Origin of the sequence: Paraburkholderia sp. GAS42, assembly GCF_050436565.1 — a bacterium.
Taxonomy (GTDB): Bacteria; Pseudomonadota; Gammaproteobacteria; order Burkholderiales; family Burkholderiaceae; genus Paraburkholderia.
This window is the reverse complement of the sequence record NZ_JBNDML010000035.1, coordinates 26,981-37,652: the sequence shown is the minus strand read 5'-3', so window position 1 is coordinate 37,652 and position 10,672 is coordinate 26,981. Positions and strand designations below refer to the sequence as shown.

10 protein-coding genes are annotated in these 10,672 nt (G+C 62.0%); 7 read left to right on the top strand and 3 right to left on the bottom strand.

Annotated elements, in window-relative coordinates; genetic code table 11:
• Positions 1-338: 338 nt before the first annotated feature.
• The 3 genes from imuA to P3T16_RS32640 are packed head-to-tail and all read left to right on the top strand — an operon-like array spanning position 339 to position 5,607.
• Positions 339-1,046 (top strand): translesion DNA synthesis-associated protein ImuA, encoded by a 708-nt coding sequence (gene imuA, locus P3T16_RS32650; RefSeq protein ID WP_429345375.1) that lies wholly within the window; start codon positions 339-341, stop codon positions 1,044-1,046.
• On the top strand, positions 976-2,454 hold the full coding sequence (locus P3T16_RS32645) for a Y-family DNA polymerase (RefSeq protein ID WP_429345374.1): 1,479 nt from the start codon (positions 976-978) through the stop codon (positions 2,452-2,454). Before imuA ends, P3T16_RS32645 begins: the two co-directional genes overlap by 71 nt.
• A 6-nt stretch (positions 2,455-2,460) precedes the next feature.
• Entirely contained in the window at positions 2,461-5,607 is a 3,147-nt protein-coding gene (locus tag P3T16_RS32640) for an error-prone DNA polymerase (RefSeq protein WP_429345373.1), read from the top strand.
• A gap of 63 nt (positions 5,608-5,670) precedes the next feature.
• Here P3T16_RS32640 and P3T16_RS32635 read toward each other — a convergent pair whose 3' ends face one another.
• Together P3T16_RS32635 and P3T16_RS32630 are read right to left on the bottom strand one after the other, a co-directional pair.
• A complete protein-coding gene (locus P3T16_RS32635; protein WP_429345372.1) occupies positions 5,671-6,600 on the bottom strand; it encodes a dTDP-4-dehydrorhamnose reductase family protein in 930 nt (309 codons plus the stop codon).
• A gap of 10 nt (positions 6,601-6,610) precedes the next feature.
• Entirely contained in the window at positions 6,611-6,823 is a 213-nt protein-coding gene (locus P3T16_RS32630; RefSeq protein ID WP_429257210.1) for a heavy-metal-associated domain-containing protein, read from the bottom strand.
• A gap of 131 nt (positions 6,824-6,954) precedes the next feature.
• On the opposite strand from P3T16_RS32630, the gene cueR reads away from it, so the two are divergent.
• The 4 genes from cueR (at position 6,955) to P3T16_RS32610 (ending at position 9,584) form a co-directional block, all read left to right on the top strand.
• Positions 6,955-7,377, top strand: a complete 423-nt coding sequence (gene cueR / locus P3T16_RS32625) for a Cu(I)-responsive transcriptional regulator (protein ID WP_429345371.1) — start codon at positions 6,955-6,957, stop codon at positions 7,375-7,377.
• Positions 7,378-7,673: 296 nt separating this feature from the next.
• On the top strand, positions 7,674-7,820 hold the full coding sequence (locus tag P3T16_RS32620) for a DUF3563 family protein (RefSeq protein ID WP_429257208.1): 147 nt from the start codon (positions 7,674-7,676) through the stop codon (positions 7,818-7,820).
• 215 nt (positions 7,821-8,035) lie between these two features.
• Positions 8,036-8,386, top strand: a complete 351-nt coding sequence (locus tag P3T16_RS32615; protein WP_429345370.1) for a hypothetical protein — start codon at positions 8,036-8,038, stop codon at positions 8,384-8,386.
• Positions 8,387-8,549: 163 nt separating this feature from the next.
• A complete protein-coding gene (locus P3T16_RS32610) occupies positions 8,550-9,584 on the top strand; it encodes an ABC transporter substrate-binding protein (protein WP_429345369.1) in 1,035 nt (344 codons plus the stop codon).
• A 64-nt stretch (positions 9,585-9,648) separates the two neighbouring features.
• Here the strand turns inward: P3T16_RS32610 and P3T16_RS32605 are convergent, their stop codons facing one another.
• Entirely contained in the window at positions 9,649-10,494 is an 846-nt protein-coding gene (locus P3T16_RS32605; protein WP_429345368.1) for a 23S rRNA (adenine(2030)-N(6))-methyltransferase RlmJ, read from the bottom strand.
• Positions 10,495-10,672 lie beyond the last annotated feature (178 nt).

Sequence of the window (10,672 nt, the reverse complement as noted above, 5' to 3'; positions counted from 1 at the left end):
TTTACCGCCCCCAAAAAGCCCGCCACCGACCCACCCGCCCGCCATCCGGCCGCTCCCGCAGACTGCGTATTCCACGTGCGCAGACTGCCCGCGTTCAATTTATTCACCTTCCGATTTCATAGGTGGAGCAAATGTCTGGCATTGACGTGATCGCCTTACCGTCTGCGAATGGCCTTCCATTTTTGAGCTCATAGTCAGCGCCATTCAACCTTGGCAATTGTCTTGAGTCGCAGCGCCATCCTTACCCGCGCAATCCTTGGGACCCAAAAAAGTGCCCGTTCGCGATAGCGAAATCCCATGTACGATACTGTATATCCATACAGTTATTTCGTCACTCGATGACATCCGCTGTTTCCGTTCCTGAGGCCATTCATCCGTCGCTCTGGCGTGCGTCGCAGCTCGCGCGCGTGCGCGGCGGCACGCTGGATACGGGTTACGCGGCCTTGTCAGCGGAGTTGCCGGGAGGCGGCTGGCCACTTGGCGCGCTTGTCGATCTGCTGGTCGAGCAGGCCGGGGTGGGGGAGATACGGTTGTTGCGGCCCGCGCTGAGCGGTCTGGGCAACCGACCGATCGTGCTGATGCAACCGCCTCATATCCCTAACGGCTTGGGGCTGGAGTACATCGGGCTTCCCCTGGAGCAGTTGATGCGGATTCGGGCAGCAAAAATCACTGATGCGCTGTGGTCGGCAGAACAGATCCTGCGTGCGGGAAGTTGCGGCGCGCTGCTGTTCTGGGCACAGCACGTCAAGACGTCTTCATTGCGGCGCCTGCATCTGGCGGCGCAGTCGTCGGAAACATTATTCCTTATGGTCCGGCCCCTGGCTGCAGCCCAGGACGCCTCTCCGGCTGTATTGAGGCTGGCCCTACGGCCAGCCGGAGACGGTCTGACCGTCGACATCGTGAAGCGACGAGGTCCAACACGCGCGGAACCCCTGTCCATTCCCCTACAACCCACGCCCGTTTTGTTTTCCCATCATGCGCGTCTTTCTCGCCGTCCAGTTATACCGGTTGCAGCTCGAGGTCTTTCGGCCGAGGTGGTTGTCTGATGGACGCCAGGAGCAGGCGCATGGCTGTGTCGTGCTGGAGAAGGACAGGGTGCTCATTGCCGATGGCGTGGCAAAAGCGGCGGGTGTACGTGCGGGCATGAAGCGCGGCGGTGTGTTGACGCTCCTGCCCGAGACGGCGATGTTCGAACGCGATCCGGCGCGCGAGCAGGCCGCGCAGGAGGAGGTCGCTGTCGCTTTGATGAAGTTCTCACCCGACGTGACGTTGTGCGAAGAAGCCATTGTCTTGATCGACGTTGGCGCAAGTTTGAGGCTATTCGGAGGCGTGTTGCGTCTGTGCCGGGACGTCAGGGCCGTGCTCGCCACACTGGGTTTCAGCGCAAGGGTGAGCGCTGCGCCAACGGGGCAAGGCGCATGGCTGCTGGTGAAATACGGAAACCGGCGCATTCTCAAGTTTCACTCGCTCGAGCGCCAGCTGGCGGCGTTGCCGCTGCTGTCGGTGGCGGAAATCCGTCCGTTTGCCGACTGGTTCACGGGCCTCGGTTGCGAAACGATCGCCGACGTAAGGCGTCTGCCGCGCGCCGGGCTGCAGCGTCGTTGCGGCGAGCATCTGCTTGATTCGCTCGATCGCGCGTTCGGTACAGCGCCGGAACTGTTCGACTGGTTCGAATTGCCGCCCACGTTCTCCGCGCGTATTGAGATGTCGGACCGCATCGAGCACGCGGACGGCGCGCTGTTTGCAGCCCACCGGCTTATCGTTCAGCTGTGCGGCTGGCTGTGCGCAAAGCAGCTCGCGCTGACTGCGGCCACGCTCTCACTCGAACACGAACGTGGACGGCAGGCGATTCCTCCCACTGTCATCGACATCGCGCTCGGCGAGCCGACCTGGCAGGAAGAGCATCTGATCCGCCTCATCAAGGAGCGGTTGGGTCGCATCGAACAGGATGCACCGGTTATCGCGCTGCGGCTCGATGCGTCGAATGTCCAGGCTGCCGAGCCGGCGTCTGACACGCTGTTCCCAGAACCCGGCGGCTCCCCGGAAGACCACGCGCGTCTCATCGAGCTGCTGGTCGCGCGGCTCGGCGTCGAAAACGTGTTGCAGGCCGCACCGACTGCCGACTACCGGCCGGAAGTCGCCAATCGCTGGACGCCGATCGGCCAGGCATCGAAGCGCGCGTTGCTGCCCGCCGGATTACCGCGGCCAACCTGGCTGCTCGAAACGCCCGTGCTTCTGCTGATGAAAAAGCATCGGCCGTTCTACGGCTCGCCGCTCAGGATGGTGTCGCCGGGCGAACGCATCGAAGCGGGCTGGTTCGACGGCGAACTCGTGACACGTGATTACTTCGTCGCGCAGGCCGAAGACCAGAACTGTTACTGGATCTATCGCGAGCGCATCAGCAGCCGCGACGCGGAGGATCCGCGCTGGTTCCTCCATGGCCTCTTTGGATGACACGCCATGGATCTCTCATTCAGCCCGCTACCGGACTATGCCGAACTGTTCTGCTTTTCGAACTTCACGTTCCTGCACGGCGCATCGCATGCAGAGGAACTGGCCACGCGCGCCGCGCAACTCGGCTACGCAGGACTTGCGATCACCGATGAATGCTCGCTCGCGGGCGTCGTGCGCGCACACGTCGCGGCGAAGGAAGCGAAGCTGCCGCTCGTCATCGGTGCTTATTTCAGGCTGGTGAATGCGGACGGAACGCCTGCCTTCGGCCTGATTCTGCTGGCGCAGAACCGGGAGGGCTACGGCAATCTATCTGAGCTGATCACGCTTGCCCGGATGCGCGCGCCGAAAGGCGAATACCGGCTGACGCCGCAGGACCTGTCCCGTCCAGATGCGGAATACGCGCATCTACGCGGCGTGCCGGACTGTCTCGCGATTCTCGTGCCGGATTTTCCTGCGCAGGAAGATGCGCTGAATGTGCAACTGGAGTGGTTTGACCAGACGTTTTCCGGCCGGGCATGGTGCGGTCTTGTTCTGCATCAGCGGGCCATGGACGACATCCATCGCGGCGCCATCGAATACGTCGCGCAGCATCACGGCGTGCCGGTAGTCGCGCTCGGCAACGTCGTGATGCACGTGCGCTCGCGCAAACCGCTGCAGGACACGATGACGGCGATCCGCGTCGGGCGACCGGTCAACGAGTGCGGGTACGACCTGTCGCCCAATGCCGAGCAGCATTTGCGCTCGCGTCTGCGGCTCGCCAACCTGTATCCGGAGTACGTGCTCAGCGAGACGATGAATATCCTCGCGCACTGCACGTTTTCGCTCGATGAACTGAAATACGAGTATCCCGACGAGCTCGTGCCTGAAGGCTTCACGCCGACCGCATATCTGCGCAAGGAGACGTACATCGGCGCGCACCGGCGCTTTTCGTCCGGCATTCCGCACGACGTGCAGGCGCAGATCGAATACGAACTCGAACTTATTGCCGATCTGAAATACGAGCCGTATTTTCTGACGGTCTACGACATCGTTCGCTATGCGCGAAGCCAGCACATTCTGTGTCAGGGACGCGGCTCGGCGGCCAATTCGGCGGTCTGCTATTGCCTCGGTGTCACCGAAGTCGATCCGGCACGCGGCAACATGCTGTTCGAGCGTTTCATCAGCAAGGAGCGCGGCGAGCCGCCGGATATCGATGTGGATTTCGAGCATCAGCGGCGCGAAGAAGTCATCCAGTACATCTATCGCAAGTACGGGCGTCATCGGGCGGCGATTGCGGCGGCCGTGTCGACGTATCGCGCGCGCGGCACGTTGCGGGAAACCGGCAAGGCGCTTGGCGTCGATCCGCAGATTGTGGATGCGGTCGCGAAGTCGCATCATTGGTTCGACAGCGGTGCCGATCTGCTCAAGCGTTTCGCAGAATCCGGGCTGAATCCGGAGACGCCGATCATCCGCGCGTGGGCATCGCTCGCGGCGCAACTGCTTGGGTTTCCACGGCATCTGTCGCAGCATTCCGGCGGTTTTGTGATCAGTCGCGGCAAGCTCAGCCGCCTTGTCCCGATCGAGAATGCCGCGATGCCGGATCGTAGCGTCATCCAGTGGGACAAGGACGATCTTGAATCGCTGGGTCTGCTCAAGGTCGACGTGCTCGCGCTTGGCATGCTGTCGGCGATCCGTCGTACGCTCGATCTGGTTTCGGAGCAGCGCGGCGAGCGCTTCGACATGCAGGACATTCCGTCGGAAGATAAAAAGACCTACGACATGATTTCGCGCGCCGATACCGTCGGCGTGTTCCAGATCGAATCGCGCGCGCAGATGAGCATGCTGCCGCGTCTGAAACCAAAAACGTTCTACGACCTCGTGATCGAAGTCGCGATCGTCCGGCCCGGGCCGATTCAGGGTGGCGCTGTGCATCCGTACCTTCAGCGGCGACAGGGCTTCGAGCGGGTCAGCTATCCCAGGGAGGATCTGAAAGTCGCGCTTGAACGCACGCTTGGTGTGCCGATTTTCCAGGAGCAGGTGATGCAGATTGCGATCATCGCGGCCGGTTTCACGGCGGGTGAAGCGGATCAGTTGCGTCGTGCGATGGCGGCATGGAAGCGCAAGGGCGGTCTGCAGAAATATTACGACCGGATCGTCAACGGCATGCGCGAGCGTGGTTATGAGCAGGGTTTTGCCGAGGCGATTTTCGAACAGATCAAGGGTTTCGGCGAATACGGCTTTCCGGAGAGTCATGCGGCCAGTTTCGCGTTGCTCGTCTATGTGAGCAGCTGGCTGAAATGCCATGAACCGGAGGCGTTTCTTGCCGCCATGCTCAACAGTCAGCCGATGGGTTTTTATTCGCCATCGCAACTGGTTCAGGATGCGAAGCGGCACGGCGTCGTGGTGCTACCGGTCGATGTGACGGTCAGTGGCTGGGATTCGTCGCTCGAACCGGTGGGCGCTGAGCGGCCCGCGGTGCGGCTTGGGCTGTCGCTGTTGCGCGGCATGCGTGATGGCGCGGCTGAACGCATCGAGATCACGCGGGCGGTGCGGCCGTTCGGGACCGTCAAGGATCTGGCGCGCCGCGCGCAACTCGATCGGCACGACCTTCAGGTGCTGGCCGCGGCCAACGCGCTGTCGTCGCTGGCGGGGAACCGGCGCGAGGCGTTGTGGCAGTCGGTCGCCGCGGTGCCGGATCGCGACATGCTGGCGGCGGCGGCCGTCGAGGACGGGACGCCGATGCTCGGTGCGCCTTCCGAAGGCGACGATATCGTGAGCGATTACCGGTCGATGGGTCTGACACTCGGGCGGCATCCGCTGGAGCTGCTCAGGCCGCAACTGCTTGCCAACCGGCTGCTGCCGGCGAAAACGCTGAATACCTATCGGAACGGCCGGCTCGCGCGGGGCTGCGGCATCGTCACCGTGCGGCAGCGGCCCGATACCGCAAAGGGTGTCATCTTTCTCACGATCGAGGATGAGACCGGCAACGTGAACGTCATCATCTGGCCTTCTCTTCTAGAGAAGCAGCGCAAGGAGGTGCTCGGCGCTTCGCTGCTCGGCGTGCTGGGCGTGTGGCAGTGCGAAGGCGAAGTGCGCCATCTGGTGGCGCACACGCTTCTGGATATGTCTCATCTGCTGGGCAATCTGCCGTCTGTGAGCCGGAACTTTCATTAAAGGCGGGGGCCGTCGCCTTATTGTATTGAGCCGGCGGGCTTCCTCGTGCGCTTCGTTTGCGTCTCAAGTCGGGCGGCCGTCATCGAGCCATGGAAACTTCGTCAGCACCTGGCGGATGGCAATGTCGAATGGCGTCCGGCGACCGATGCCCAATGCTTCGAGGCGGCTCGAATCCAGATGGCAGTTGTGCGGACGCGGCGTCGCGTCGGTTGGCGTATGTTGCGGCGTGAGTCGCGCGTCGAACCGCAATGCGTCGGCCAGATGGCGCGCGATATCGTGCTTCGTCATCGGTTCGTCGCCGGACCACTGCACGATGCCGCTCACGGCTTTGTCATGCATGTGACGTTCGAGCAACTGCCTGATGACGACCGCAACGTCCGGCGTGAAAGTCGGATAGCGGATCGCCCACGCGTCCATGACGGCAGGTTGCGCGCCCACTGAGGCACGCGCCGATGCGGCGATCGCCGGCACGAGGCTCGTGACCGCCGATTCCCGCCAGTCGACAATCGGCCCGTACAGCAGCGGCAGACGAAGCACGCAGCCGCGCTCCGCCGTGTCGAGCAATGCCTGTTCGCCCTCAAGCTTGCTGCGGCCATAGGCGTTGAGCGGTGCAGGCGGATCGTCGTGCCGATAGGGCGGGCGGCTGCCGTCGAATACGTAGTCGGTAGAAATCGACAGCACCCAGGCACCGTGCCGGTTGGCCGCGGACGCAAGCGTGCGCACCGCGTCGACATTCAGCGCGCGGGCAAGCGCAGGATCGTTCTCGCAGATATCCGGCCGCCGCTCGGCAGCCGCGACGACGAGCGCATCCGGCTTTTCGTGCGCGACGAATGCGTCGACAGCCAGCGTGTCGCGGACGTCAAGTACATCCATACGCGGGCCGGGCCGCCGGAAAGCCGTCGAAACGATCTGCCAGCCGGCCTGCTGGCCAAGTTCATCGACAATCGCGCGACCGAGCAACCCCGACGCGCCGATAACGGCAACCTTGAACATGCGCCGTCCCTCAGCTGCCACTGACTGGCGCGCCGATGACCGTGTAACCCGCTTCGTCGATTGCGGCTCGCAGGATCTCCGCTGGCCGGCCAGATTCGACCGACACCCGCCCCGCAGCCAGATCGACCTGCACCTGCGCCGATGCGTCCTGCTCACGGATGGCCTGTGTAACGGCTGCGACGCAATGCTGGCAGCTCATGCCCTCTACCTTGAATTCGATCATTGATGCGTTTCCTTCTAACAATGCGGATGTTGAAACAGTTGAATTATGCCTGCCGTGTCGACATCTATCGGGATGGTAGACCTTCCCATAATGGGAAGGTGTAGCATCGAATCAGATTGCGGAGGTCGAACATGAATATTGGTGAAGCGTCGCGGGCGTCTGGCGTCACGGCAAAGATGATTCGTTATTACGAGAGCGTGGGTCTATTGCAGGCGAAAGCGCGCACGAGCGCCGGATACCGCGTGTACGGAGTTGAGGAAGTGCACTCGCTGCGATTCATTCGTCAGGCGCGGCGACTGGGTTTTCTGGTCGAAGATATTCGCCGGTTGCTGGCGCTGTGGCACGACCGTTCACGCGCGAGCGCTGAGGTGAAGTCAATCGCGCTCGAACATGTCGCGGATCTCGACCGGCGGATCCAGGAGTTGACGGATATGCGGGACACGCTGGCGCATCTGGCGGCGAATTGTCACGGAGATCATCGCCCTGACTGTCCAATTATCGAGCGGCTGGCGGACCCCGAAGCGACTTCAGCGGCGCATTGTCATGCGGAGTAAGGGTTGCGTTGCAACCGTTTGATGGACTCCGGTTGCGCCGCCTTCATTTGTTGCGCTATTTTGGTGCATTTCCGGGTCCAGCATCTGACCATGCAGCGAAAATTTGCTCGCATCTCCCGGTAAATCAGTTATTTAGCGTCGAAAAAAACATGCACCATTCCAAAACGGAATGCCCAGTATTCGACCATTTCACTAGCAAGCTTGCACCAGAAGGCTATAATCGGGTTAACCCTGTTAAGGGAAATCCCTGATGCCAGCTTCCACCAGGGACTCAATCTGATCCTTGGAGAAACATCATGTTTGCATACCTCGTCGCAACACTGAGCAACTGGTTTGAAACCGCTGAACGCGACCGCCGCGAAGCGTACCTCGCCTCGTCGTCCGATATCGTTCAGCTCGAGCAACGTATTCGTTCGCTCGAAGCCAACGGCTACTCGCTGTAAGTAAGTCTGGCTGGCGGCGGATGTGCCGCGCAGCTGATGTAGCAAGTGGAAAGCCCCGTATTGACGGGGCTTTGTCACATCTACGGCGCGGCAATGGCGCGAAGCCATGACGACCGACTAGCCGGAACGATGCAGTCACGGTAAGGTAAAGTGTTCCTGCCGCGCGCCGATGGGTCCGCTGGCGGCCCAAAAACTAACCAGAACCAGAACAGACCATGCCCCTGCGCCGATCGAATCGTCTCATCTTCATGAGTGTTGCTGCGACGCTGCTGACGTCGGCTGCTTTCGCCGCGTCCGGTGGTCAGCCGCTGATTCTGGATACGCAACGCGGCATCAGTGACGGTCAGAGCGGGACCGTCCTGCAGAACGCGCCGCTATCGCACGCACCGATCGTGCAGGCGCAGCCGATTGCTGCACCGACTGAGCTTCCCACGAATTCGTCGACGCCGATCATCGTCGCACCGTATGTCGATCTTCAGGCTGGTGGAGGCGGATCGCCTTATCCTCGTCCGCAACCTCAGCCGCAGCCCCGTCCACGCCCGCGTCCGGTGCCGCCGCCGCAATAAGGCTGCGTTCCTCGCTTCGAATCCAGCCTGACGCAGGTCCCCGCCATTGGGGTTTCGGCGCATGGCGTATGGACGGCCGCGCAACGACAATCGTTGCCGCGGCCTTTGTCCTTTGGGCGTCGTCGCTTAAACAAATCGAATAGACCGGATCAGGAGACAACGAATGTCTAACCGCTGGATGCAGCACGCGGCCTGCGTGTGCATTGCGCTGCTCGCGCTCACCACGATGCCAGTCGTAGCGAAAGATGCTCCCGAGAAACCGGTGTTGACGATGGCCGTCGGTGGCCTGCCTGGTCTTTACTATCTGCCTGTGCTTGTCGCGAGTCAGCTCGGCTACTTCAAGGACGAAGGGCTTGACGTCACGCTCGAGGATTTCGCGGGCGGGTCGAAGGCGCTGGAAGCCGTTGTCGGCGGGAGCGCGGACGTCGGCGCGGGCGCCTTCGAGCACACGCTCTTCATGCAGGCGAAGGGCCAGCACTATCGGGCCTTCGTACTGATGGGGCGGGCGCCCCAGATCGTCGTGGCTGTGACGAAGTCGAAAGCCGGCTCGATCAAGTCTCTGGCCGATTTCAGGGGTGCGAAAGTCGGTGTCAGTGCACCGGGTTCGTCGACCGATCTCGTACTGACCGTCGCGCTACGCAAGGCCGGCGTGCAGCGCAGCGAGATCTCGGCGATCGGCGTCGGTAGCGGCGCGACCGTTCTGGCGGCCGTGAGCAACGGGCAGATCGACGCGCTTTCGAATGTCGACCCGATGATGACGAAACTGCAGCGCGCTGGCGAGATCACGGTGCTCGTCGATACGCGGACCGTCAAGGGCACGCAGGACGTGTTCGGCGGCACGATGCCGGCCGCGACGCTGTATGCGCCAGAGTCGTTCATCCAAAAAAATCCGAAGACGACGCAGGCACTTGCCAATGCAATCGTCCGCGCGGATCACTGGCTCCAGAAGGCAAGCGATGCCGATCTGGTGAAGATGGTACCGGAGGCGTATCTGCTCAACGACAAGGCACTTTATGTCGAGGCGTTTCACAACGTTCGAGACGCGTACTCGCCTGACGGCCTGATGCCCGCCGACGGGCCGGCGACCGCGCTGCGCGCGCTGTCGTCGTTCGATCCCCGGCTCGACCCGACGAAGATCGATCTGAACGCGACCTACACCAATGACTTCGCGCGCAAGGCGGCGACGCTCGTCAAGTGATCAGCCGCGTTGACGGGGCAGGGTGCGCTGCGCCTTAGCGCTCGATGCTCCGGCGGCGAGTGAGTTAATCGCCGCGATATTCGATCTTGAACTGCGCCGCCTTGTCCTGTCCGAGCACATCGACGAGCCAGGGCAGCGCTTCCTTCAACATCGCCGGCAGCGTGTAGGGTGGATTCAGGATGAACATGCCGCTGCCGAAGAGCCCAAAGCCGTCCGTCGGCGGATTGCTGACCGTCAGCGAGACATGCAGCCAGTTTTTGTCCTGCAGGCGCTTCAACTGATCGGGAAAGCGCTGCGATTCCGGACGCGTGACCTGTGGATACCAGACCACATAAGTGCCAGTCGCAAAGCGCGTCAGGCTCTCTTCGACACACTTGAGCGTACGCGTGTAATCGCGTTTGTCCTCGTAGGACGGATCGATCAGCACGAGTGCGCGGCGCGGCGGCGGCGGCAGCAGTGCCTTGATGCCATCGAAACCGTCGCCTGCATAAAGCATCGCACGCCGGCCCGCGTCGCGAAAGTTATGACGCAAAACGTCGATTTCGGTGGTGTGCAGTTCGAAGAGACGCATACGGTCCTGCTCGCGCATCAGTCGCCACGCGAGATAGGGCGAACCGGGGTAAAAACGCAGTTCACCATCGGCGTTCAGCGCCGACACTTCGTCGACGTATTCAGCCAGCATCGCGGGCAGGTCGTTGCGGGCCCACAGCTTGCCAATGCCGCTTTCGAACTCGCCGGTTTTGGTCGCATAGCCTTCCTTCAACGAATAGACGCCAGCGCCTGCGTGCGTATCGATGTACCAGTAGGCCTTGTCCTTCTGGGCGAGGTAGCGCAGCAACTGGATGACGACGGCGTGTTTCAGGACGTCGGCGTGATTGCCTGCGTGAAAGGCGTGGCGGTAACTGAGCATGACGAAGCCGGGCTGGAAAAGGTGCTGGAAAGAATGGCGCGAGGTTACGCGAGATGCGATTGCTACCGGGTTTCTTTGCAAAAGCGAAACCCGAACGTGCCGCGCCGGATGAACGGCCGGCATGTGCCAGGCGTGCCGCAAACGCGGGCCGCACATTGTACGCGACGCCGCGCCGCGG

Bases quoted from the DNA above. Each gene is read 5' to 3' on its own strand.
- imuA (WP_429345375.1), top strand. From the start codon at position 339: ATGACATCCGCTGTTTCCGTTCCTGAGGCCATTCATCCGTCGCTCTGG.
- P3T16_RS32645 (WP_429345374.1), top strand. From the start codon at position 976: ATGCGCGTCTTTCTCGCCGTCCAGTTATACCGGTTGCAGCTCGAGGTC.
- P3T16_RS32640 (WP_429345373.1), top strand. From the start codon at position 2,461: ATGGATCTCTCATTCAGCCCGCTACCGGACTATGCCGAACTGTTCTGC.
- P3T16_RS32635 (WP_429345372.1), bottom strand. From the start codon at position 6,600: ATGTTCAAGGTTGCCGTTATCGGCGCGTCGGGGTTGCTCGGTCGCGCG.
- P3T16_RS32630 (WP_429257210.1), bottom strand. From the start codon at position 6,823: ATGATCGAATTCAAGGTAGAGGGCATGAGCTGCCAGCATTGCGTCGCA.
- cueR (WP_429345371.1), top strand. From the start codon at position 6,955: ATGAATATTGGTGAAGCGTCGCGGGCGTCTGGCGTCACGGCAAAGATG.
- P3T16_RS32620 (WP_429257208.1), top strand. From the start codon at position 7,674: ATGTTTGCATACCTCGTCGCAACACTGAGCAACTGGTTTGAAACCGCT.
- P3T16_RS32615 (WP_429345370.1), top strand. From the start codon at position 8,036: ATGCCCCTGCGCCGATCGAATCGTCTCATCTTCATGAGTGTTGCTGCG.
- P3T16_RS32610 (WP_429345369.1), top strand. From the start codon at position 8,550: ATGTCTAACCGCTGGATGCAGCACGCGGCCTGCGTGTGCATTGCGCTG.
- P3T16_RS32605 (WP_429345368.1), bottom strand. From the start codon at position 10,494: ATGCTCAGTTACCGCCACGCCTTTCACGCAGGCAATCACGCCGACGTC.